Origin of the sequence: Streptomyces hyaluromycini, from assembly GCF_002217755.1 — a bacterium.
Taxonomy (GTDB): domain Bacteria; phylum Actinomycetota; class Actinomycetes; order Streptomycetales; family Streptomycetaceae; genus Streptomyces; species Streptomyces hyaluromycini.
In genome coordinates this window covers 1,036,426-1,058,916 of sequence record NZ_BCFL01000018.1, presented here as the reverse complement: position 1 = coordinate 1,058,916, position 22,491 = coordinate 1,036,426, and the positions used below count along the sequence as shown (strand labels likewise).

The 22,491-nt window shown below is 70.6% G+C and carries 23 protein-coding genes and 1 pseudogene; 12 read left to right on the top strand and 12 right to left on the bottom strand.

From position 1 onward, the window contains the following. Window positions 1–489 precede the first annotated feature (489 nt). From SSP29_RS17725 to SSP29_RS17705, 6 genes are all read left to right on the top strand, one after another. Entirely contained in the window at window positions 490–753 is a 264-nt protein-coding gene (locus SSP29_RS17725; protein ID WP_089101585.1) for a hypothetical protein, read from the top strand. Beyond that, window positions 734–1,249: a DUF6879 family protein gene (locus tag SSP29_RS17720; protein WP_089101584.1), complete on the top strand. Its 516-nt coding sequence runs from the start codon at window positions 734–736 to the stop codon at window positions 1,247–1,249. Before SSP29_RS17725 ends, SSP29_RS17720 begins: the two co-directional genes overlap by 20 nt. Window positions 1,250–1,261: 12 nt before the next feature. Beyond that, window positions 1,262–2,110: a helix-turn-helix domain-containing protein gene (locus SSP29_RS17715; protein WP_089101583.1), complete on the top strand. Its 849-nt coding sequence runs from the start codon at window positions 1,262–1,264 to the stop codon at window positions 2,108–2,110. Window positions 2,111–2,257: 147 nt separating this feature from the next. Continuing rightward, window positions 2,258–2,623 carry a DUF6415 family natural product biosynthesis protein gene (locus SSP29_RS17710; RefSeq protein ID WP_145968911.1) on the top strand — a complete coding sequence of 122 codons (366 nt, stop codon included), beginning with the start codon at window positions 2,258–2,260 and terminating at the stop codon, window positions 2,621–2,623. A 62-nt stretch (window positions 2,624–2,685) separates the two neighbouring features. Further along, on the top strand, window positions 2,686–2,820 hold the full coding sequence (locus tag SSP29_RS60920; RefSeq protein WP_275539760.1) for a hypothetical protein: 135 nt from the start codon (window positions 2,686–2,688) through the stop codon (window positions 2,818–2,820). A 17-nt stretch (window positions 2,821–2,837) separates the two neighbouring features. After that, window positions 2,838–4,004, top strand: coding sequence for a protein-L-isoaspartate O-methyltransferase family protein (locus SSP29_RS17705; RefSeq protein WP_438363798.1), 1,167 nt, complete (start codon window positions 2,838–2,840; stop codon window positions 4,002–4,004). 22 nt (window positions 4,005–4,026) lie between these two features. Here SSP29_RS17705 and SSP29_RS17700 read toward each other — a convergent pair whose 3' ends face one another. Both SSP29_RS17700 and SSP29_RS17695 read right to left on the bottom strand, forming a co-directional pair. Beyond that, window positions 4,027–4,764 (bottom strand): rhomboid family intramembrane serine protease, encoded by a 738-nt coding sequence (locus SSP29_RS17700; protein ID WP_150134377.1) that lies wholly within the window; start codon window positions 4,762–4,764, stop codon window positions 4,027–4,029. A 47-nt stretch (window positions 4,765–4,811) separates the two neighbouring features. After that, complete coding sequence (locus SSP29_RS17695) at window positions 4,812–5,966, bottom strand: Lrp/AsnC family transcriptional regulator (RefSeq protein WP_089101581.1); 1,155 nt, start codon at window positions 5,964–5,966, stop codon at window positions 4,812–4,814. 112 nt (window positions 5,967–6,078) lie between these two features. Between SSP29_RS17695 and SSP29_RS17690 the strand changes: the two genes are divergently transcribed. Then, window positions 6,079–7,239: an alpha-hydroxy-acid oxidizing protein gene (locus SSP29_RS17690; RefSeq protein WP_089101580.1), complete on the top strand. Its 1,161-nt coding sequence runs from the start codon at window positions 6,079–6,081 to the stop codon at window positions 7,237–7,239. A gap of 29 nt (window positions 7,240–7,268) precedes the next feature. Here the strand turns inward: SSP29_RS17690 and SSP29_RS17685 are convergent, their stop codons facing one another. Further along, window positions 7,269–8,078: an SDR family NAD(P)-dependent oxidoreductase gene (locus tag SSP29_RS17685; protein WP_089101579.1), complete on the bottom strand. Its 810-nt coding sequence runs from the start codon at window positions 8,076–8,078 to the stop codon at window positions 7,269–7,271. Window positions 8,079–8,180: 102 nt separating this feature from the next. Here SSP29_RS17685 and SSP29_RS59765 point away from each other — a divergent pair, with 102 nt between their 5' ends. From SSP29_RS59765 to SSP29_RS17660, 5 genes and pseudogenes are all read left to right on the top strand, one after another. Beyond that, entirely contained in the window at window positions 8,181–8,747 is a 567-nt protein-coding gene (locus SSP29_RS59765) for a TetR/AcrR family transcriptional regulator (RefSeq protein WP_167449936.1), read from the top strand. A gap of 374 nt (window positions 8,748–9,121) precedes the next feature. Further along, on the top strand, window positions 9,122–9,316 hold the full coding sequence (locus SSP29_RS17675) for a hypothetical protein (RefSeq protein ID WP_150134375.1): 195 nt from the start codon (window positions 9,122–9,124) through the stop codon (window positions 9,314–9,316). A 16-nt stretch (window positions 9,317–9,332) separates the two neighbouring features. Beyond that, a pseudogene (locus SSP29_RS55755) lies at window positions 9,333–10,013 on the top strand (ABC transporter ATP-binding protein). Window positions 10,014–10,122: 109 nt separating this feature from the next. Then, window positions 10,123–10,323: a hypothetical protein gene (locus SSP29_RS17665; protein ID WP_150134372.1), complete on the top strand. Its 201-nt coding sequence runs from the start codon at window positions 10,123–10,125 to the stop codon at window positions 10,321–10,323. Between the two features lie 129 nt (window positions 10,324–10,452). Next, entirely contained in the window at window positions 10,453–11,022 is a 570-nt protein-coding gene (locus SSP29_RS17660) for a YciI family protein (protein ID WP_089101673.1), read from the top strand. Between the two features lie 91 nt (window positions 11,023–11,113). Here SSP29_RS17660 and SSP29_RS17655 read toward each other — a convergent pair whose 3' ends face one another. The 9 genes from SSP29_RS17655 to SSP29_RS17615 all read right to left on the bottom strand — a co-directional run bounded on the left by SSP29_RS17655 (window position 11,114) and on the right by SSP29_RS17615 (window position 22,048). Next, window positions 11,114–12,046 carry an aminoglycoside phosphotransferase family protein gene (locus SSP29_RS17655; protein ID WP_089101576.1) on the bottom strand — a complete coding sequence of 311 codons (933 nt, stop codon included), beginning with the start codon at window positions 12,044–12,046 and terminating at the stop codon, window positions 11,114–11,116. 169 nt (window positions 12,047–12,215) lie between these two features. Beyond that, complete coding sequence (locus SSP29_RS17650; protein WP_089101575.1) at window positions 12,216–12,989, bottom strand: SDR family NAD(P)-dependent oxidoreductase; 774 nt, start codon at window positions 12,987–12,989, stop codon at window positions 12,216–12,218. A gap of 91 nt (window positions 12,990–13,080) precedes the next feature. Then, complete coding sequence (locus SSP29_RS17645; protein ID WP_089101574.1) at window positions 13,081–13,665, bottom strand: TetR/AcrR family transcriptional regulator; 585 nt, start codon at window positions 13,663–13,665, stop codon at window positions 13,081–13,083. Window positions 13,666–13,708: 43 nt separating this feature from the next. After that, complete coding sequence (nirD, locus tag SSP29_RS17640) at window positions 13,709–14,059, bottom strand: nitrite reductase small subunit NirD (protein WP_089101573.1); 351 nt, start codon at window positions 14,057–14,059, stop codon at window positions 13,709–13,711. Continuing rightward, complete coding sequence (nirB, locus tag SSP29_RS17635) at window positions 14,056–16,677, bottom strand: nitrite reductase large subunit NirB (RefSeq protein ID WP_089101572.1); 2,622 nt, start codon at window positions 16,675–16,677, stop codon at window positions 14,056–14,058. The genes nirD and nirB overlap by 4 nt, the downstream gene beginning before the upstream one ends. Then, the gene (locus SSP29_RS17630) at window positions 16,677–17,030 is read right to left on the bottom strand and encodes a hypothetical protein (protein ID WP_089101571.1); all 354 of its coding nucleotides are present in this window, start codon (window positions 17,028–17,030) and stop codon (window positions 16,677–16,679) included. Before SSP29_RS17630 ends, nirB begins: the two co-directional genes overlap by 1 nt. Before the next feature lie 270 nt (window positions 17,031–17,300). Continuing rightward, window positions 17,301–17,924 carry a class F sortase gene (locus SSP29_RS17625; protein ID WP_089101570.1) on the bottom strand — a complete coding sequence of 208 codons (624 nt, stop codon included), beginning with the start codon at window positions 17,922–17,924 and terminating at the stop codon, window positions 17,301–17,303. 168 nt (window positions 17,925–18,092) lie between these two features. After that, on the bottom strand, window positions 18,093–18,614 hold the full coding sequence (locus SSP29_RS17620) for a GVDTG sorting domain-containing protein (protein ID WP_089101672.1): 522 nt from the start codon (window positions 18,612–18,614) through the stop codon (window positions 18,093–18,095). Between the two features lie 308 nt (window positions 18,615–18,922). Beyond that, the gene (locus SSP29_RS17615; protein ID WP_145968910.1) at window positions 18,923–22,048 is read right to left on the bottom strand and encodes an FG-GAP-like repeat-containing protein; all 3,126 of its coding nucleotides are present in this window, start codon (window positions 22,046–22,048) and stop codon (window positions 18,923–18,925) included. Between the last annotated feature and the right edge of the window lie 443 nt (window positions 22,049–22,491).

Genomic DNA, 22,491 nt, shown 5'->3' with positions numbered 1-22,491 from the left:
CCCACCCCCGGCTGGGACATCGAGAACCAGCTCCACCATGTGTGCGACGCTGATTGGACCGAGGACGTCTCCCGCGTGCGCGCTGGCACCGCCCCTCGGGCTATGGCCGCCTGCGCAATCTCACCGACCGAGCCCTCCGCCTGGCTGGACGAACCAGGCACCACGCGTGCAAAGCCACCCTCCCCTAGCCAGCCTCGGCATCATGTGATCAAACCGGACAGAGCCACTGAACGACGGCGCACTGGCGCGCGTGTGGCGCGCAAAGGAGGCGGGGGTGGACGGACGGGTTGCCTGTCTCGTGGTGCATGAGGCTGTACAGGGTGCGGAATCGACCTCAACTCGGGCAATTGGCCCTTCGTTGCGTGCAGCACCTCTCGTAACCTCGCCTGGCAACCAAATGATTCGCACCCATGTGCCCCATTGACGCGTCACGTCACCCGGGTGAAAGTCGAGCAATAGCGTGCAATCGCGGCGACGCAGGGAGAAGACATGCGGCTACGTTTCCTCGGGATCATTCCGAACACGCCTGACACCGACTCGCCGACGATCTGGGTGGACGAGGAAACCGGAGACCTGCTGATTCAGTCGTACAAGGCCTCCGAGGCCGAGGTGCAGGCGTGCCAGGACGTCGGTTCCATCCCGGGGCACTCGACGGACGTGCCGGATCACGAGACGATCATCCGGCTGCCCAAGGTCATGTTGCAGTACATCCCGTCCCCGGAGGACAGTGCCCGTGACGAACCCCGTCCTTGAGGGGCTGGCCAAGGCCAGGTGCTCAGCCGTTCACCTTGAGATGCGCGATGCCTACCAGCCCGGTGACCCGGAGTTCATCGCGTGGCGGCAGGGCAAGCGTCTCAATCCCGCCGCGGAGCGGTCGACGTGGTGGCGTCCGTTTCTGGACGTGGTGACCGAGACGACGGCGCGCGGAGTCGTGATGAGGCGGGCCCGGATCGTCTCGGAGCCGGTGACGGACTACATCAAGTACGAGTACGACGTCACATTCCCCAATGCCGTTGCAGGTGAGCGGGTCCGTTGGCTGCCCCGGCGCCGGGCAGCGGACATTCCGTTGCCCGGAACCGACCTGTGGATGTTCGACAACTCCTCAGTGCTTTTCACCTACTTCTCCGGCGTCGGAGAGGTGGTCGACCGTGAGTGGCGTAACGAGCCGGCCGTCGTGGAGTTGGTGACCTCGGCTTTCGAGACGGTGTGGGAACGGGCCACGCCGCACGAGGAGTACAAGCCGGTCTGACCGGTCCGTGCCATGGCCGCCTCAGGATCGTCAAGTGTTCAGGCAGCGCGGCAAGTTCTCGCCGACCGCCTCCGGGAGATGTGCAAGGACGCTGGCCTGGACGGCAAGGGGCTTGCGCAAGCCTGCGGATGGCACCCCTCCAAGGTGTCGCGGATTTCAACGGCGAAGACCTCGCCGTCCGCCGATGACATCCGCGCCTGGTGTCAGGCGTGCGGGCGGGAGGATCAGGCGGACGACCTGATCGCTTCGCTCCGTGCCGTGGAAGGCATGTTCGTCGACTGGCGCCGGATGGAGCGTGCGGGACTCAGGCAGGCACAAGAAGCGCGCTTGCCGCTCTATGAGCGAACCCGTTGGTTCCGCTCGTACTCTCCAGGGCTCGTTCCTGGGCTCATACAGACGTACGGCTACACAGAAGATGTCCTGAGAGCGGTTCAGCGTCGGCGCGTCGAGATCGATGACGTGGCCGATGCGGTGGCCGCGCGCATGGAGCGTCAACACGTCCTCCACGAAGGACACCGTCGCTTCGCGTTCTTGATCGAGGAGTCGGTCCTGCGGAACGCGTTCGGTGCGGCGGACACCCAGCTTGAGCAACTTGAGTATCTGCTCGCAGTGGGCTCGCTGCCCAACGTCAGCCTGGGCGTGGTGCCCATGAGGCTTGGTCGCTCTCGGATGCCGGTCGAAGGGTTCTGGATCTTCGACAAGGCCCAGGTCAACGTTGAGTTGGTGTCCGGCTATCTCACTCTCACACAGCCCAGTGAGGTGGGGGCGTACGCCGACACCTTCGCCGTGCTGGCCGAGGAGGCGGTCTACGGCGCGAAGGCTCGCGCTCTGATGACAGCCGCCATGGACTCGCTCGGGTGATCGGCCTGCAATCACCTGCAATCCTGTGGGAGTTGAGGCGCGGGCGCTCCTAGCGTCGTCTGCATGGCGATTACCAGGAGAGTCCCGCAGACGACAGCCGGTGGTGGGCTGTCAGGCCACGCCATGCTTCCCGTGGACATCGCCACGATGCGTGAGACCGCAGAGGAACTTCTCGGGCCCGATGACGGCCCCGGCGTACTGCCGCCGTCCTCTCCCGAACTGCGCCATCTCACCTCGGTCCTGCGCGGTCACCTCGACCTGCTCGTCCCCGAGGTCGAGAGACAAGCTCACCGGCTTTCGGAGGAAAGCGTCCTTCGCTACTGCGCCCTCGCCTGTGTCGGCGAGGCGCGTCGGAAGCTCTCGGCCGAGCCCTGCCGGAGGTACGGAGGCGAGGTCGGCCACGCCCGTCGCCTCGCGCGCGTGCTGCGGGCCCTCTGTGACCACTACGAGGCCCTGGCACAGCACCTCACGGTCACGTCGAACCAATCCCCGGTCCGGTGGCAGGACGAATGACAGATGCGCCAACGCGCCGGCCAGGCAACACCGACCAGCATGAATGAACGGAGAGATGAGCGATGACGACGGTTCGCATCGAGCTGTGCGCCGACGGAGATGACGACAACACGCCCGGCCAGCCATGGACCCCGCCGGAGGAGCCGCCCAGCCCGGACGGCTCTGCCCCGCAGGGTGACGGGAAGCACCGCAAGTGACCATCGACACCCTGGACATGGACCGCCCCGGCCGCAAGGAGCTGGGGCGGGCCCTCATGGAGTGCGGTGCGCTCGCGTCGGACTGGGCGCCGACGTTCGCGGCCGTCGACCGGGCGGTGTTCCTTCCCGATCTCATGTGGCCGTACGACATGGCGGCCCGCGCGAGTGTATCCGTCGACAGGCGGGAGGATCCGGACGCCTGGTACGCCGCCGCGGACAGTGACGTACCCATCGTCACCCAGTGGGACGACGGCGTGCACCGGGGTCCCGGACCGGGAATGTTGTCCACCAGCTCGTCGTCCATGCCGTCCGTGGTCTACAGCCTGTTCCAGGACCTGGACGTGGACGAGGGCATGCGGGTGCTGGACGTCGGTACGGGGACCGGCGAGACGGCCGGTGCGCTGACCCACCGGGTCGGGCGGGGGAGCGTGGTGACCGTCGAGGTCGATCGGTCTGTGTCCGCTGACGCTCGGGAGCGGCTCTGCCGACAAGGGGTGTATCCGGAGGTGGTGGTCGGGGACGGAGGCGTGGGCTACGCCGAGGGCGCGCCGTACGACCGAGTCCTCGCCACCGCCGGAGTTCGAGAGATCCCCGGTGCCTGGGTCCGGCAGACCCGGGTCGGAGGAATCATCCTTGCGCCGTGGGGGACTTACTACGGCAATGCCGACGCCGTAGTGCGCCTTGAGGTCATGGACGACGGTGAGACGGCGTGCGGGGGCTTCACCCGGAGCGTGGAGTTCATGAAGCTCCGTGCACAGAGGGGGCCCGTGGTTGTCCACGGCGAGCATGTGCCTCCGACGGCCCTGGAGAGTGCCGAGACCAGCACCACCTCCCTCACCGAGACGGAGTTCGTGACCGGGCCGTTCACGGATCTGCCGTTCGTCCTCGGGTTGCGGGTGCCGTACTGCCGGCAGGCCGTGGCGGACAAGCGCGGGGGCGCGCGTCCCGTGTGGTTCTACGGGCTGTCGGATCCGTCATGGGCCTGTGTGATGTTCCGGGACGGGGAGGGGGAGGCGGCGGTGTGGCAGTCGGGGCCGCGCCGGCTGTGGGACGAGGTGGTCGCTGCCTATGAGTGGTGGCGGGGGCGGGGGACGCCCGGCGTACCGCGTTTCGGGCTCACGGTGACGCCGGCCGGTCACCGGGCGTGGCTGGATGGTCCGGAGGAGGAATCCTGGGCAGTTTGAGCGCGCCGCGTGCCGGGGGCGGTCAGAGCAGTCCGAGGTCGCCGAGCTCCTTGTAGAGGTCGGCGCGTGCGGAATCGGAACCCGGGCCGGGCTGTGGGGTGTTGTCGCCGGCCGGGGTTCGGGGGGTGAGGGCGCCGGTGGCCGGGCGTGGTGCGCGGCGGTCGCGCAAGAGCCAGGCTCCGGCCAGGCCCCCGAGCAGCCCGCCGAGGTGGCCGAGCCAGCTCACGCCCGGCGTGCCGGGTACGGCCACGGTGAGGAGGTAGGCGAAGGAGGCGCCCATCACGATCCCGACCAGCGTGTCGATCAGGTGCCGGTCGAAGAGTCCCCGTACGACGACGTAGCCGAAGTATCCGAAGATCAGGCCGCTGGCGCCGACCGTCGCGACGTTGCCGTGCTCGAAGAACCAGACCACCAGGCCGCTGCTCAGCGCGATCAGCAGGGTCAGCCCGAGGAACCGCACCACCCCTCGGTAGGCGGCGAGGAACCCGAAGACGAACAGGGGGCCGGAGTTGCTCTCGATGTGCGCCCAGCTCCAGTGCAGCAGCGGCGCGACCAGGACGTCGGGCAGTGTGCCGACGTCGCCGGAGACCACCGCGTAGTCCCGCGCGAGGGCGTAGTGGTCGGCCCAGTTGGCCAGTTGCACGAGCCAGACGACCGCGAGCAGGCCGAACATCACGAAGAACGCCTTCCGCGCCTCCGCGATCATCTGCTCGGGACTCATCGGTACCAGGCCGGTCCGGTTCTTGTTCGGCGCATCCATGGCAGGCTCCCCCTCGAACGGATGTCGCGTCCCCACCACGGCGAACTCTACGGCAGCCCGGTGACAGGAGCCGGGGTGCCGTCGCGGGGCCACAGCGCCGGTTCCGCCCACAGCGCCGGTTCCGCCCACAGGTCCGCCGGTACGACGCCGACGGAGCGCCCGTGTGCGTCGAGCAGGCGGCCGAGGAGTTTGTCCTGGCGCAGGGTGACGACCCGGTCCGCGATGTCGAGGGTCGGGTGGGTCGTCGCCAGGTGGGTCTCCAGGCGCAGGATGTCGCTGACCGAGTGCAGGCTGGCCTGGAGGATGAGGTTCTGGGGGCCGCTGATGGCGGCGCAGTTGCGGGTCTCGGGCAGGCGGATGAGGGACTGGCCGATCTCGGGGAGGTCGGCGGGCGGCACCCTGGCCCAGAAGGTGACGGCGACCGGCCAGCCGCCGAGTGGGCGGGCGAAGTCGCAGCGGAAGCGGAGGAGGCCGTGACGGATGAGGGCCTCGACGCGGCGTTTGGCGGTGGACAGGCTGACGTCGAGGTCCCGTGCCAGGGTCTGGTAGGGCGCGCGGCCGTCGTGGGCGAGGCGGACGGCGAGGGCGCGGTCGAGCGAGGTGAGCCGGCGGTGGGCGGCGGTGGCCGTGGCGGTGGTGGCGGCGGTGGCAGCGGCGGTGGTGGGCCGGGCGGACGGGGGCGGGGCCGTCAGCAGGGCGCGTTGGGCCGGGGCCAGGGCGGCGATGCGCCAGCGGCCGCCCTCGGTGAACATGTGGGTGACGATCCGGGACCGTACGGCGGTGATGCCCGGCAGGTGGGGGAGCAGGTCGAGGGTGTAGCGGGACAGGGCCGGCAGGTCGCGGGTGGCGACGGTGGCGAGGATGTCGTGGCCCGAGGCCGTCCGCTCGATCGTCACCATGTGGGGGTGGGCGCCCAGGGCCCCGGCGACCCGGGCCGTGCTGCCCGGAGCGCAGTCGATCACGACGTACGCCACGCAGATCTGCTCCAGCAGGCGCGGGCCGGGGGAGAAGCCGACCCAGGCCGTGCCCTGCGCGGAGAGGCGGTGGAAGCGGCGGGCCACGGTGACCGGGTCGACGCCCAGGGCGCGGCCGAGCTCGGTCCAGGAGGCCCGCGGACTCAGCTGCAGCGCGTTGACCAGCGCCAGCTCGTCCTCGCTCAGCAGAGCCGGTACGGCCGCAACGGCGGCAGCATCCTGCGTCATCCCGCCTCCAGAGCCGGAATCCTGCGTTTCGAAGCCGTCGTGCGCCACTCTCCCATTGTGTACTTCGAGGGGCCCGCACCCCGCGGGCGCAGTCGTGAGGAAGGGCCGGATCATGGCGTTCGCCGACTACCAGAACGAGATCTACCTCGACGGGCTGCGCGGCGTGGTGCCGCGGTTCCCGATGACGTACGACGATCTGGAGCCGCTGGCCCAGGCCGCGATGCCCGCATCGGTGCGCTCGTACGTCGCGGGCGGCGCCGGCGACGAGCGGACGCAGCGGGCCAATGTCGGCGCGTTCGAGCGCTGGGGGCTGGTGCCGCGCATGCTGGTGGGGGCCACGGAACGGGATCTGTCCGTCGACCTGTTCGGGATGCGGCTGCCCTCGCCGCTGTTCATGGCCCCGGTCGGGGTGATCGGGCTGTGCGCGCAGGACGGCCACGGTGACCGCGCCGTCGCCCGCGCCGCCGCCCGTACCGGCGTGCCGATGGTCGCCTCCACGCTGACCGTCGACCCGCTGGAGCAGGTGGCCGCCGAGTTCGGTGCCACCCCTGGCTTCTTCCAGCTCTACACCCCCACCGACCGCGAACTGGCGGAGAGCCTGGTGCACCGGGCCGAGAAGGCCGGGTTCAAGGGGATCGTGGTCACCCTGGACACCTGGATCACCGGCTGGCGGCCGCGCGACCTGAGCGTGAGCAACTTCCCGCAGCTGCGCGGGAACTGCCTGGCCAACTACACCAGCGACCCGGTCTTCCGGGCCCGTCTCGGCAAGAACCCGGAGGACGACCCGCAGGCCACCGTCGCGCTCTGGGCGGGGATCTTCGGCAACCCGCTCACCTGGGACGACCTGCCCTGGCTGCGGTCGATCACCGAGCTGCCGCTGATCCTCAAGGGCGTCTGCCACCCCGAGGACGTACGCCGCGCCAAGGACGCCGGGGTGGACGGCGTCTACTGCTCCAACCACGGCGGCCGTCAGGCCAACGGCGGCCTGCCCGCCCTCGACGCGCTGCCGGAGGTGGTCGAGGCCGCCGACGGCCTGCCCGTCCTGTTCGACTCCGGGGTCCGGACGGGGGCCGACGTCGTCAAGGCGGTCGCACTGGGCGCCACCGCCGTGGGCGTCGGCCGTCCTTACGCGTACGGTCTCGCCCACGGCGGTGAGGCCGGCCTCGTCCACGTCCTGCGGGCGCTGCTCGCCGAGGCCGACCTGATCATGGCCGTCGACGGCTACCCGACCCTCGCCGACCTCACCCCGGAGGCGCTCCGACGCGTGCTCTGACCAGTACGACTGTGCTTGTGCTTGTGCTGTCAGTCGGTGCCGGCCGTGACCTGCTCCCAGCGGGCGTACTCGTCCATCAGCTCGGCGAAGCGGCCGCGCACCATCTCCAGGCCGGCGGTGGCCACCGCCAGGTGCAGCGGGGGCGCGTCGGTGCCGGTCACGTCGGCGACGGCCGCCATGGACTTCACCAGGTTGCCGCGCACCGCCTGCTCGGAGAACTCCGCCATGGTGGCGTAGGCGGGCGCGTAGTCCGGGATGGAGGTGGCGGGGAGCTTGGCGTTGCCCTCGAAGCCGGTGTCGAAGCCCGCCGGTTCGACCAGGGTGACGTGGATGCCGAGCGGGGCGAGCTCCAGGGCCAGGCCCTCCGTCAGGTTCTGTACGGCGCTCTTGGAGGCGCAGTACACGGCCATCGTGGGCAGACTGACGTGGCCGCCCATGGAACCGATGTTGAGGATGTGGCCCGAGCGGCGCTCCCGCATGTGCGGGAGGACGGCCTGGATCACCTGGACCAGGCCCACCACGTTGGTCTCCAGCTGGTCGCGCAGCTGGTCGGGGCTGATCTCCTCGACGGCGCCGACCTGGCCGTAGCCGGCCGCGTTGACCAGGGCGTCGACGGCGCCGAAACGGGCGGTGGTCGCCTTGACGGCCTGCTCGATGCTCGCGGTGTCGGTGACGTCGAGGCGCGTGACCAGGACGTTGCCGAGGCCGGCGAAGGCCGGGTTGGCCTTGGCGGTGTCACGCATGGTGGCCGCGACGTTCCAGCCGCGCGCGGCGTACTCGAAGGTGAGCGCCTCTCCCATGCCGGTGGAGGCGCCGGTGATCAGAACGGTCTTGCTCATGGTGCTCTCTCTCGTGCTCGTGCTCTCGTGTGCTGCGGCCCCCCGCCCGCTAAACAGAATCTACAAAACATGTATAGCACGCCCAGTCGGTATGGTGTGCCTATGACCGTCACCCGAGGGGACACCCAGCGCCGCGAGCAGGTGCTCGCGGCGGCGCTCACCGTTTTCGCCACGTTCGGCTATCGCAAGACGTCGATGGACGCGGTGGCCCGGGCCGCCGACATCTCCCGCCCCGGCCTGTACTTCCTCTTCTCCGGCAAGGAGGAGCTGTTCCGCGAGACCATGCGGCAGGAACTGGACCGGGCGCTGGCGGACGTCCGTACGGCACTGGCCGCACCCGGCGCGGACCTCGGCGCACGCCTGGTGGCCGCGCTCGACGCGAACCTCGGCCGGTACGTCGGCACGCACCTCAACGAGGGCGTCGACGAACTGCTGGAGCACGGGACCGCGCAGCTCCACGACATGTACGACGACTACCGGGACGCCTTCCTCGGCACGCTCGCGGCGGCGATCACCGACTCCGGACGGACGTCGACCGGCGACATCACGCCCCACCAGATCGCCGAGGTCCTGCAGGCGGCCGGCGAGGGCTGGAAACACCGAGTCACCGACCGCACGGAGTTCGTGACCAAGCTGGGCACGGCGGTCGGCGTCGCGCTGCGGCCGTAGGGCCGCACGGGGCGTTTCGGCCGTTGTCTTGTTTCGGGTCACCTGATGTGGTGGCGATCCGGGTGACTGAAGGATTCATCACGTGATCGAGGCGCTACTTTCTGTAACTCCGGCTGGCAGTGGGCCCGCTGGAGTCCTGGGAGAGGTAGCGCGTGAAGAAGGTAGTGATGGGTGCCGTCGCGGCCGGGGTCTTTCTCGCGGGGGCGGGGACGGCTGTCGCGTCGTCCTGGCAGAGCCTGTAGGAAACGAGGGCGCCCGGTGCCGTCCTTCTGCAGGGGCGTTACCAGTTCAACCTGCCCGAGCGGAACCACGGTTCCTTCGAGTGGACGGGATATCTGCAGGACACTGACGCGAACGACCACAGCAACACCTTCGTGCGGGTCCGCGTCGAAGGGCATGACTGGGTCCGCTACTACGGGGAACAGCGGAAGACGGTCTACATGCACCACTTCAACGGGGAGGGCTCGCAGCGGTACACGGACGACGCCGAACTCGGGGTCTGTGTCGACAAGGGTGCGTTCAAGGTCAACTCCTGTTCGCGAGAGCACCACTACCACATCGAGCACTAGGGCCGGCTGATCCAAGGTGTCCGAAATCCTTGCCGCTCGCGGGGTCGAACTCCGTTACGGCTCCTCGCCGGCTGTCAGAAAAGCCGACATCGTGCTCAGGCGGGGCGAGGTTGCCGCCATCACCGGACCCAGCGGTTCGGGAAAGTCGTCTCTCTTGTACTGCCTGGCCGGGGTGTTGCCGCTGCACGGTGGTGAAGTCCGTCTGGAGGGACGGAAGCTGGGGGACCTCAGTGACGGTGAACTGAGCGCCTTGCGCCGCGACCGGCTCGGGTTCGTCTTCCAGTACGGCTAGCTCCTGCCCGAACTGACCGTGGAGGAGAACGCTGCCCTGCCGCTTCGGCTGGCAGGGCAGCGCAAGGCGCAGGCGCTGGCCGCAGCCGGCGACGTGCTCGGCCGGCTGGGTCTGGCGGAGCTGCGAGAGCGGCGGCCCTCGCAGGTCTCCGGCGGCCAGAGCCAGCGGATCGCCGTGGCCCGTGCGCTCGTTCACCGGCCGGCGGTGGTCTTCGCCGACGAGTCGACCGGTGCGCTCGACAGCGTCAACGCGCAGACCGTACTGGAGGAGTTCCTCACTCTGGCCCGCTCGCAGGGCACAGCGGTCGTACTCGTCACGCACGACGCCGATGTCGCGGCCAGGGCGGACACCCGGTACACCATGGTCGACGGTGTGCTGACCATGCAGGGACGGTCGAGCCGGTGAGGGAACTGTTCCTGGGGCTCCGGCTGCTGTTCGGCAGCGGGCGGGGGAACCGAGTGCGGTTCGCCCTCATGACCCTCGGCAGCTCGATCGGGGTCTGCTGCCGTTGGGCGTGGGCCTGGTGCTGGCCGTGGCCGTCGGGCGGATGGCCGAATCCGGGTATCTGGTCTACTGCCAGAGCACGACCTTCTGGGACCGCGCGGGACTTCCAGTCCTCCTCGCAGGCACCCTGGGTGTGATGGTCGTCGCCGTGCTGGGGGCGCTGCCGCTCGTCGGGCGGCGGATCGACCCGGAGTTGATCCGGCGGGACTGACGGAGGGGTGGAGGGAAGCGGAGCAGTGGTGGGGCGTCGCCCTTTTCGGCGGCCCGGCGCTGCTCCGGAACGGCGGCTCGCGGAAACCGTGTTGAGGGGATGTGCCGTCCTGCGGAAGGCTCCGTGGGCATGGAGTTCTTCTGTTACCACCGTGACCGTGCCGACTCCGCGGCGTTGCGTGCGGAGCTGGTGGAGGACCACTGGGCCTACATGGACGGCTACGCGGCCGAGTTGATCGCCCGGGGGCCGACGTTCGGGGCGGGCGGCGAGGTGCCGACAGGGAGTGTGCACATCGCCGACCTGCCCGGCCCCGCCGCTGCCCGCGCGTTCGCCTTCGACGAGCCCAACTACCAGGCCGGGGTCTACCGCGACGTGCTGCTGCGGCGGTGGCGCAACCTGCTGGGGCGCACCATGTGGGAGTTCCCCGGCGGCAGGACCGGCGGCGACCGGTATCTGGTGCTGGGCCTGGGGCCCGTGCCCGCCGCCGACGGCGCCGCCACCGGTCCCGGCCTGCCGCCCGGCACCGACCACGACGACCTGATCGCCTTCGGCCCGCTGCTGTCCGACGACGGAGCCACCTGGGTCGGTACGGCGGCGCTGGTCCGGGCCCCGGACCGGGAGCGGGCACTGGGCGTGCTGGATCCGGTCCGGTACGCGGGCGTCGAGGTGCATGAATGGGAGTTCGGCGGGCGCCGGTGACGAGGCGGGACGGGGCGAGGCGGGGCGGGTGCTCCGGGGGCGTGCGCCGGTCGTACCGTCTTCGCCTTCAGGCGATCAGTCAGGCGATCAGTCAGACGACCAGTGACTCCGCCAGTCTGTCGGCGAATTCCGTGATGTGGTCCCGGCGGGGGCCGCCGCGTGCGATGCGGAAGCCGTGCCGGCGGCCCCAGAACGCCGCCTGGACGGCGTGGAACTGGGCCCAGTGGCGGCAACGTTCGCGGTCGAGTTGGGCTGCTTCGGCGAAGACGTCCAGGAGGCGGCGGGCGGCCCGCGGCAGGTCGTCGGTCTGCATGAGGTTCAGCGCCCGGGACTTGAGGAGTGTGCCGGCGTCGTACGCCGGGTCTCCCGCGTAGCCCTTCGGGTCGACCGCCAGCCACGGCTCCCGGTCCGCCCGCAGGATGTTGCGTGCGTGCAGGTCGCCGTGGACGAGGGTGTCCGGCTGGGCCCGGCCCAGCTCGCGGGCCGTGGCGACGGCCGCGTCCACGACGCGGGGCGGCAGGGTGTGGGACAGGCCGGCGGCGTTCTCGCGCAGCTCCGCCGCCCATGCGTCGGCGCGGTCCCGGAGCCGGGGCAGGCCCGGCGGGGCCGGGACGGCCAGGCGGTGGCTCAGGCGGCCCGCGATCGTCATCACCGTCTCGTCGTCGGACTCCAGCGCCGCCAGCGTCGAGGTGCGGGCCCGCTCCAGGAGGAGGGCGAAGCGGGCGTCGTCGCGCCGGTGCAGGCGGACCGCGCCACGGCCCGCCCACGCCTCGAACGCGTCCGGCTCGTGGACGTTGCCGGGGTGGGGGAAGGACACCTTGACGACGCAGGGGCGGGCGTCGGTCCGCTGCCGGACGGGGACGACCACCCCGACACCGCCGTGCGTCACCTCGCCGTCGGGTACGCAGTCCCAGCGTTGCAGCAAGTCCTCGACGATCGACGGGAGTTCGTTGATCCATCTCGCTCCGCTGTCACCCTCGCGGTCGATCGTGCCCCGCACCAGCGCCTCCGGAATGCCGACCATGCCGGCACCCTACGCGACTACCGGGCACGAGGGCGGGACCGGACGGCCGCCGAAGTGCCGCATGCGGCCCCCGGGTTCGGCCCGCGCGGCCGTGACGGAGCCCGGTGGTGAGGCGGAGCCCGGCCGTGAGGCGGAGCCCGGCCGTGAGACGGAGTCCGGCCGTGAGCGGCTAGAGCGAGCCGCCGCTGTCCACCACCAGGTCCGTTCCCACCACGGACGCCGCGGCGTCGGACGCCAGGTACAGCACCGCTGCCGCGACCTCCTCCGTCGACGAGACACGGGCGAGGGGGAGGGCGGTCCGTACCCGCTCGTCGCGGTCCTGTTCCGTCTCGCCCGCGCGCAGCGACATCGGTGTGGCCGTCGCCCCGGGGCTGACGACGTTGATGCGGACGCCGTCCCGGATGTGGTCCAGCGCCGCGCCCCGGCTCAGTGCCGTCACCGCGGCCTTCGTCGCCGAGTAGGCGGCGGCGCCGGGGGAGGTGGTGTGGATGCCGAAGGTGGAGGAGACGGTGACGATCGCGCCGCCCGTCGGCTGGGTGCGCATCCGGCGGATCTCCGCCTGCAGAGCCAGGTGCACGCCGGTGACGTTGACCGCCAGCTGCTCGTGCCAGTCGGCCTCCGGGAGGTCGGCCAGCGGCGCGCCGCCCCGGAAGATCCCCGCGTTGTTCACCGCCACGTCCAGCGAGCCGAAGTGCTGCACGGCGGCCGCCACCAGCGCCTCCGCGTCCCCCGGCCGCGACACGTCGGCCGTCACCGCCAGCGCCTGGCCGCCCCGCTCCTCGATCAGCGCGACCGTTTCCTTCAGCGGCGCCTCGCGACGGCCCGCCACGACCACCCGCGCGCCCTCCGCCGCGAACGCCAGGGCGACGGCCCGGCCGATCCCGCTGCCGGCGCCGGTGACCAGCGCCGTACGACCCGGGAAACGTTCCCCAGTGGCAGTCATGAGCGATCTCCCCTTTTCTTGAACGTTTTCTTGAACGATCGGTTCAGTATCAAGGCATGACAAGGACGCTCCCCGTGGCAGGGAGCGTCCGTCAGTCCAGCAGTCGCAGTGCCTGCTCCGCCGCGTCCCGGACCCGGGCCGGGTCCGTCGACGCCTTGCCCACCAGCCGCAGGCCCTGGAGCAGGACCAGCAGGGTGCGGGCGAGGGCCAGGGGGTCGCGGTCGGCGGGCAGTTCGCCCTGGGCCCGGGCCCGGACGAGGGCGGTGTGCAGGACCGTCTCGACGCGGTCCCAGTTCCGCTCGACGCTGCGGGCCGCCGCCGGGTCGTGCGGGGCCAGTTCCGCCGCCGTGTTCGTGACCAGGCAGCCGCGCAGGCGCAGGTCGTCGGCAGCGGACTCGTCGGCGTACTGCCGTACCAGCGCGCGTACGGCCGGCAGGACCGGGCCCGGCCGGGACAGGGCCCGGAGGAGGGGCGGGAGGCGGTCCTGCTGGTAGCGGTCGAGCGCCTTCAGGTACAGGTCGTGCTTGCTGCCGAAGGTCGCGTAGAGGCTGGCCCGGCCGATGCCCAGGTGCTCGACCAGGTCGGCCATGGAGGTCGCCTCGTAGCCGCGCCGCCAGAACAGCTCCATGGCTGCCAGCAGCGCGGCGTCCGGGTCGAACTCCTTGGTCCTGGCCATGCGGCAGAGCCTAGGTTTTTCTGGAACGTTCAGTCAAGCAGGCTCATGCCGTCCGCACCTCGTACACGGTCACCCGTACCGTCTCGTCGTCCAGGCACTCGCCGGTCTCCAGGTCGAAGCGCTGCTTCAGCAGCGGGGAGGCGACGAACGGGCGGCCCCGGTGGGTGCCGGTCAGGCCGCGGGAGAGGACCGCCGCGCCGCCGAAGGGGTCGCGGTTGTCGATGGCGAACAGGCGGTCCGTGCGATCGCGGAAGACGGCCACCTGGCGGCCGTCCGGCAGGAGCGCGGCCACGCCCCGGCCGGGGGTCAGCCGGCTCAGGTCGCAGACCGTGAACCAGCTGTCGGCCAGCTGGAGTTGGACCTTCAGGTCGGTGGTCTCGGGTGCCAGGGTCATCGCTGGGCGCTTCCTTCCAGAACGTCTGCCGGGTCTTCCGCGGGGCGGCGCATGCCGATGGACAGCAGCGGCAGGTCGGGCTTCATCTGGTCGCGCTCGGGCACGAAGCCGACGACCGGGTCGGGGGTGTCGGGCGCGTTGACGAAGGACACGAACCGGGCGAGCTTCTCCGGGTCGTTGATGGTCGACGCCCATTCGTCGGCGTAGTTCGCCACATGCGCCGCCATCAGGGACTCCAGCTCCTCGCAGATGCCGAGGGAGTCCTCGACGACGACGTCACGGACGTGGTCGAGGCCGCCCGGGATCCGCTCCAGCCAGGTCGAGGTGCGCTCCAGGCGGTCCGCCGTACGGATGTAGAACATCAGGAAGCGGTCGATCAGGCGGATCAGCCCGGCGTCGGTGAGGTCCTGGGCGAGCAGGTCCGCGTGGCGCGGGGTGGCGCCGCCGTTGCCGCCGACGTACAGGTTCCAGCCGTTGGAGGTGGCGATCACGCCGAAGTCCTTCGACTGGGCCTCGGCGCACTCGCGGGCGCAGCCGGAGACCGCCGACTTGAGCTTGTGCGGCGACCTGAGCCCCCGGTAGCGCAGCTCCAGGTCGATCGCCATCCGGACCGAGTCCTGGACGCCGTACCGGCACCAGGTCGAGCCCACACAGGACTTGACGGTCCGCAGGGCCTTTCCGTACGCGTGCCCGGACTCGAAGCCAGCGTCCACCAACCGCATCCAGATCAGCGGAAGTTGCTCGACGCGGGCGCCGAACATGTCGATCCGCTGACCACCCGTGATCTTCGTGTAGAGGCCGAAGTCACGGGCGATCTCGCCGATCACGATCAGTCCCTCGGGGGTGATCTCACCGCCGGGGATGCGCGGGACGACCGAATACGAGCCGTTCTTCTGGAGGTTGGCGAGGAAGTGGTCGTTGCTGTCCTGGAGCGCCGCCTGTTCGCCGTCCAGGACGTAACCGCTCGCGCCGATCGTCGGGGCGAGGGAGGCGATGATCGACGCCACCGCCGGCTTGCAGACCTCGCAGCCGTCGCCGCCCCGGGCGTCCTTTCGGCCGTAGCGGTCGAGCAGGTCCCGGTAGGTGTTGACGCGCAGCGCCAGGACGATCTCGTACAGCTCCTCACGGGTCTGCGCGAAGCAGCCGCACAGGCCCTTGTCGACCTCGACGCCGGACGCCTCCAGCTCCGCCGTGACCAGCTGGCCGAGCACCTTGACGCAACTGCCGCAGCCGGTACCGGCCTTGGTGCACTTCTTCACCTCCGGCACGGTGGTGCAGGAGTGCTCGGTCACCGCGCCGCGGATCGTGCCCTTGCTGACGTTGTGGCAGGAGCAGATGACCGCCTCGTCCGGGAGCGCGGACGGGCCGAGCTGGGCGCCGCCGCTCGCGCCGGCCGGCAGCACCAGCGACTCGGGGGCGACCGGCGGGACCGAACCGGTGAAGGCCTTCAGCGTGCCGTACGCGTCCGCGTCGCCGACCAGGATGCCGCCGAGCAGGGTGCCGTCCCGGCCGATGACCAGCTTCTTGTACAGGCCCGAACGGGCGTCGGAGTAGACGACGTCCAGGCAGTCCCCGGCGGTGCCGTGCGCGTCCCCGAACGAGGCCACGTCCACGCCGAGCAGCTTCAGCTTGGTGGACAGGTCCGCGCCGGTGAAGGCGGCCTCGTCGGAGGCGATCGTCGCCGCGGCCGTCTCGGCCTGCTCATAGCCCGGCGCCACCAGGCCGTACACCCGGCCGTCCGCCGCCAGCGCGCACTCGCCGATCGCGAACACGTGCGGGTCGGAGACGGTACGGCACTGCTCGTCGACCGTGATGCCACCGCGCTCGCCGACCGTCAGGCCGCAGTCGCGGGCGAGCTGGTCCCGCGGCCGTACACCGGCGCTGAACACCACCATGTCGGTGGCGAGTTCGGAACCGTCGGACAGCTTCATGCCCGTCACGGCACCCGCGGAGTCGACCACGATCTCCTGCGTGCCGACGCCCGTGTGGACCGTCAGGCCCATCTCCTCGATGGTGCGCAGCAGGGCCGCACCGCCGCCCTCGTCCACCTGCACCGGCATCAGCCGGGGCGCGAACTCCACGATGTGGGAAATGAGTCCGAGCCCCTTCAGCGCACCGGCCGCCTCCAGCCCGAGCAGTCCGCCGCCGACCACCGCGCCCACGGTCGCCCTCGACCTCGCGTACTCCTCGATCGCGAGCAGGTCCTCGATCGTGCGGTAGACGAAGCAGCCGGTCGCGTCCTTGTGGGGGACCGGAGGCACGAACGGGTAGGAGCCGGTGGCGAGTACGAGCGTGTCGTACCCGAACACCTTGCCGGACCGGGCCGTTACCGTCCTCGCCGCGCGGTCGACCGTCTCCGCCGGGTCGCCGACGTACAGCTCGATGCCGTGCGCGGCGATGAACTCGGGGTCGGTCATGGAGAGTTCGGCCGGGGTCCGGCCCGAGAAGTACGAGGTGAGGGCGACGCGGTCGTACGCGGGGCGCGGCTCCTCGCACAGCACGACCACGCGGTGCGTGGCGGTCAGGCCGCGCTCGGCGAGCGCCTCAAGGAAGCGCTGTCCGACCATGCCGTGACCGACGAGCACGATCGTGGGGGTGGCCCCGGGGGTGGTGGTCATCAGGAGCCTCCGTCGTGGGTGAGCAGGTGGAGCGGGGGGTGGGGCAGGGGGTGGGGCGAAGGGGGGAGCAGCGGGCGGAGCGAAGGGGGGAGCAGCGGGCGGCCGCACCCGGCGGGCACGTGGTCCGGCGTGTCGTATGCGATCGCCGTGCTGCCGTCCGTGCTGCCGTCCGCGCGGCCCGAGTGCGTGGGGCGGGCGGTCACCTCGGCGGCGGGGTGGTGGCCGGTCGGCACTTCGGCGAGCCGCACTTCGGCGAGCCGCACTTCGACGGGCGGCACCTCGGTGAGCGGCACCCGGCCGTACGCGCGGTGCTCGTCGTCGCCGACGGGTGCCCCGGGCGTCTCGCGCGTCACGAGCGTGCCGACGTGGTCACCGGGCCGACGGGCCGTCGGCCGGGACGGGCGCCCGCGCGGCCGGCGCCGATCACCACCACACGCGTATTCGAGGTCATGTCCAGGAGCGTGCGGCGCCGACGTTACCCGGCCGCATCACCGCTGTTTCCCACGAGGAACGCTGCCCTCTTCGGGGGTGGGGGGTGGGTGTGAGGGGTCCCTGGGGAGGGACGACGGGGTCTGTGAGGCGGGGGAAACGCGGGGGATGGGCTTGCGGTGAGCGGCTTGTGGTCAGCGGCTTCCGGTCAGGTGGGCGAAGACGACGACGTTCCCCTGGTAGCCGGTCGTGCGCGAGTAGCCGCCGCCGCAGGTGATGACGCGGAGCTCGGGGCGTTTCGCGGCTCCGTACACCTTCTCGTCGGGGAAGTCGCGGGCCTGGTAGACCTCCACGGCGTCGACGCTGAACACGGCGACGCCCCTGTCCTGCCGGTCCACCTCGATGGTCGCGCCGCGTTTGAGGGCGCCGAGGTCGTAGAAGACGGCGGGGCCCTCGGTGTTGTCGACGTGTCCGGCGACGATCGCGGTGCCGGTCTCGCCCGGGGTGGTGCCGGCCTCGTACCAGCCGGCGAGGTTCTTCTTCGCGGCGGGCGGGACGTCGAGGCTGCCTGCGGGGGTGAGGGCCAGGCCCATGAGGGGGGCGTTCACGTGGATGGCGGGGATGCGGATGCGGGTGGGCGGGGAAGGGGGCAGCGCGGGGGCTTCGAGGCGTTCCTCGCCGGGGTCGGGGCGGCTCTCGGCGGCGGACGGCTGGGGCGGCGCGGTGTGCGCTCCGATGCCGGGGCCGAGCAGCCATACGCCGGAGCCGAGGGCTATGACGGTTACGGCGGCTATCGCGGTGTCCCCGATCTTGCGCATGTGAACCCCTCTCCCAGAGGTTAGAGCTTCTAGCGAGGGGGTGGGGCGCTAGAGATGGTGAGAGCCTCTAGCGAACGTGACCCCCTACCCCCTCCGGGCCGCGAGGGGCGTCGGACCCGGAGGGGGTGGGATGTGCGGTACCGGCGGACGGACAGCGGAGGGTGTCCGTCAGATCACATCGCCTCTCGCCCGGCGATGCAGGAGCCAGGTACCGCCCGCGGTGGCGACGGCCAGAGCCGTCACGCCTGCCGCGGTCTGCACGGGGTCGGAGCCGAAGGCACCACCGACCCCCGTCTTCACACTGCCGTGGGGCTGTACCTGCCCCGCGGCCGGCGTCAGTGCCACCACCAGGTCCCCGGTCACCTGCCGGTTCCCCTCGGCGCACTTCGCGACGATCTCGTACGTCCCCGGTTGCGCGCTCGGCGGCACCTGGAACTGCCCGATCGCCTCGCCCTCGTGCGTACTGGGCGCAAGGGTGAACGGGCCGGCACCGACCGAACTGGCGTCGCCGACCGCCGTTCCCTTCTCGCCGCACACCGCCGTGTTCACGGTGACCTGGCCGCCTGCCGTCGCGGTCGACGGGTACACGTCGAGGCTGCCGGTGCCGCCGCCGTACGCCGGCGCGCCGGCGAGTCCGGCCGTGGCCACGGCCAGCGCGGTCCCGGTCAGCAGACGGGCGGTGCGTCGCATGGTGCTCCCTCGGTCGAGGTCGTCCACTCCCTTGCTCTACCGAGGTAAAAGGCATCCGCCCGGCCCCGCTCCCTGAGGCACCGTCAGTTTTGGGATGAACGGGTGTCACGGCGGGCGACCGCGAGGCCCGTTGAGAAGCAATTCGAGCAGGTCAAGGGGGTTGCACAGGCACCGGTATGAAGAACACACGAATGGCGGGTGCTCGGGGGCGTGAACGGGTGACCCCGTCCCGGCGGGCACAACGGCGCTCGGCGTCGCCCCGCCGGGTGTCTTCGGCGGGGCGCTGTTGTTTCCGGCGTCGTGTTTGGTCAGCCGATGGTGAGTTTGCCGGTCCAGCCGCTGCTGACGACGGTGGTGTAGGAGCCGACGGTGGAGGTGCCGCCGCTGTACATCCGTACGGAGCCGTCGTTCATGACGGCCCACATGTCGGGGATGCCGTCGTGGTTGGCGTCGGGTGTGCCGAGCAGGAGTCGGACGTTGGCGGTGGTCCAGCCGGAGGCGGAGTAGGTGGCGTCCTTGCCGTTGAGGGAGTTGCCGGCGGTGGCGAGGGATTCGATCGTGGTGCCGCCTCCGCTCTTGGGTTTGCCGTAGCGCAGGGACAGTTGTCCGGTGGACAGGGTGCGGAAGACGAGGTCGACGGCGCCGTCGCCGTTGTGGTCGCCGACGGATACCAGGTCGCGGTCGGGCCAGACGGTGCCGCCGTTTTCCAGGACGGCACTGCTGAAGGCGCCTCCGGTGTAGCCGAGGAAGGCCCAGAAGTGGTTGCCCTCAGTGGCGAGCAGGTCGGGGCGGCCGTCGCCGTCGATGTCGCCGGCGGCGAGGATCTGGTTGAGGGTGGCAGGATCGGGTGCTCCTGCGGGGAGCAGGATCTGGGTGCGTTGGGTGACGTCGAAGCTGCCGTAGCCGTCACCGGGGTAGACGTAGAGCTTGCCGTCGGGCATGCGCGCCACCATGTCCTGGAGGCCGTCGCCGGGCAGGAAGTCACCGTTGTGGGTGAGCAGGGCGCCGGTCCAGTAGTCGTCGGGGTAGTCGGAGTTGGTCTCGATGAGGCCGTCCTGGTCGTAGGCGGCGCGGTTGTAGGAGTAGATGTCACCCACGCTGCTTGCGGGGTAGACCCGCAGGTCCTTGTACTGGTCGACGACGATGACGTCGGGCCAGGCGTCGCCGGTCAGGTCGCCGGGGCCGTCGGCGTCGTCGCGGGGCGTGACGTAGAAGAGGTACTTGGTCGGTGCTGACGGGTTGCCGGCTGAGTCGACGGCGCGTGCGTAGAACACATTGGGGCCGGCGTGGTGGGGTTTGAGGGACACAGTGACGCTGCCGCCGGCGGTAGCAGGGCTGCTGGTGCCGCCGTAGCTGGTGGAGTCGAAGGAGAACTCGTACCTGGTGGTGTCGGTGGTTCCGTCGGCGCTGAGGGTGAAGTTGCCTGCGGTGCCGTATGTGACGGTGCTCCAGAGGGCGCCGGTGCCGTCGTCCTCGGGGAACTGGGTGGAGGTGATCTTGGGGGAATTGGGCTTGGTGGTGTCGTAGACGAATCCGCAGTTGTCGCTGCCGTCCGGGGCGTAGGTGGAGGCGGCGCCGGTGGAGTCGATGGCGCGCACCCGCCACCAGTAGGTCTTGCCGTTGGCGAACTTGCCTGACGTGACGGAGACACTGGCGTGCCCGTTCGCATCGACGGTCTGGTTGCCGTCGAGGATCTTGCTGCTGCTGCCGTCCTGCCAGACTTCGAAGTCGAGGTACTTCAGGTCCCCGTCGGGGTCGGTGGCGGTGGCGGCGAAGGTCAGGTCCGACTTGCCCACCGAGGACTCGCCGCTGGTGTCGCAGTCGGGACCGGGGCTCATGGTCAGGTGGGTGGGTTCCTTGGGCTTCCGGTTGTAAGTGATTTTCAGGTAGGGGGAGTTGCTGCTGCTGGCCTCGAACTTCTTCCACGGGTCGGGGTGGCTCTCGTCGGCTGCCTGGAGGCCCAGGGTGACGTAGCCCCAGCCGTTGTCGGCGGCGTCCTGGCCGAGAGAGGTGGCGGTGAACTTCACCCAGTCGTCGGCGCAGCCGCTGTTGTAGCCGTTGGCGACGGTCTGGGCGTCGATCTGGCCGATCCAGGAGGGCTGGTTGTTCCAGGTGGTGGCGGAGCTGATGCTGCTGGTGTGCCACAGCTGGACGCTGCGGGGGGAGCAGGACCAGGAGTAGGTCTCCAGGCCGTAGAAGTACGCGGAGGAGACATGGGCGCCTTTGAGCGCGCTGGAGAGGGAGAGCTGGAAGAAGGAGCGGGACAGGCCCGCAGTGGTGGACTCGTAGCCGACGCGGGCGGTGTCGGTGCCGTCGTTGAAGTTGGTGCCGTTCCAGAAACTGGAGCCGGGGTGGGGCTGGTAGGCGGTGGTCCAGTTGTTGGTGTGGCCGCTGAACGAGGGGTCGATGAAGACCGGGTAGACGGTGGAGTCGGCGGTCAGCAGCTTGGTGTCCGGTTTGATGGTGAGGGCGCCGTCGTCGGTGAGGGTGACGGCGGCGAGCGCGTCGTGGGTGCCGGGCTGGGGACCGGCCAGGCCGTCGAGGGCGAGCACAGACGTGGTGTCGTCGCCCGTCGAGGTGAAGGCCGCCGGCCGTGCGAGAGGTGCGGTGATGCCGGTCTTGTAGGCGGCCGGGCTGGGCTCGTCGTCCTGTGGTGCGGCGGTGTCGTTGTTCCAGTCGGGCTGGTCGGGGGTGCCGCCGATGTCCTCGGGTTCTTCCGAGGGGTCCACGTCGGGGCCGGCCTCGGGGGTGGGGGTCTCGGTGGGCCGGGGTGGTTGGGGGTCGTCGCCCTGGGTGACGGCGGGTTTGCCGGCGGAGTCCCACATGTAGGGGGTGGGGGAGACGGCGACCTCGGTGCCGTCCGCGTCCTCGGCGTGGATGACGTGGGTGACGGGGTCGAGGGTGAAGGTCAGGTCGGGTGAGGTCAGGCCGTAGGAGAGGGCGGCGAGTTCGGGGTCGGCGGCGGCTTCGGCGTTCTTGACGATCAGTACGTGGGAGAAGCCGGAGTCGCGGGCGGTCAGCAGCAGGTCGACGCCTGGCAGGACGTCCTGGTAGAGAGCGCGGTCGCCGTCGATGACCGGGGCGGGCAGGGTGCCCGGCCAGGTCAGGGTGAGCTGGTGGCCGCCGGTGGTGAGGGTGACCAGATCCGTTGACGTCGCGTCCTGGGCCGTGGTGAGGGCGGCCGGCCGGATGCTGGTCCGGTTCTCGGAGCGGGTTGCGCGCTCGCCGCGGCTGCCCGGGGAGAAGACGACGGGGTTGTTGACGGCGGTGGGGGCCCAGTCGCCGTCCTTGGTGCGATGCAGGTCGGTGTCGATCGTCCGCCACACTCCGTCGACCATGGCGCGGAACGGCACGGCGCGGGTCTCGAGTTCGAAACTCCCGTCGGGGCGTGCGTAGGTGGTGCTGCTCGCGTCCCGCAATGCGGTGACCTCCACCGGCCGGCCCGTGGCGCGGGCCTTGCCGACGGCGGTGGTCTCGTCGAGCAGTTGCGCGGCGTCGGCCGGGGTGTCACCAGTCCGGGGGCGTCGGCGTGGTGCAGGACTGGCAGTTGTGTCAGGCCGAGTCCGGCGGCCACGGCGGCGGCCACCAGCACGGCGGCCCGCCGTCTGCGCCGGGGCAGGCGGAGCCATTGTCTGTCCACGAAAACGTCTTCCCTCCCCGGAAAACCGGCCCCGGACCGGGAGTCATCGGCTGGTCACCGATGTCCGGAACACAGAGACCGTGTCGCCTCTCATTGGGCCAGAATTAACCCTCGGTTCACCTTTGCATTCCATTCGGTGCTGCCAAATTCTCCTGGCGGACAGGAATGCGCGAGCAGATCATGCCCCATCGATGTGCCGTAAGCCAGCACGGATTTGAACTCAACTGCCGTCGAGGA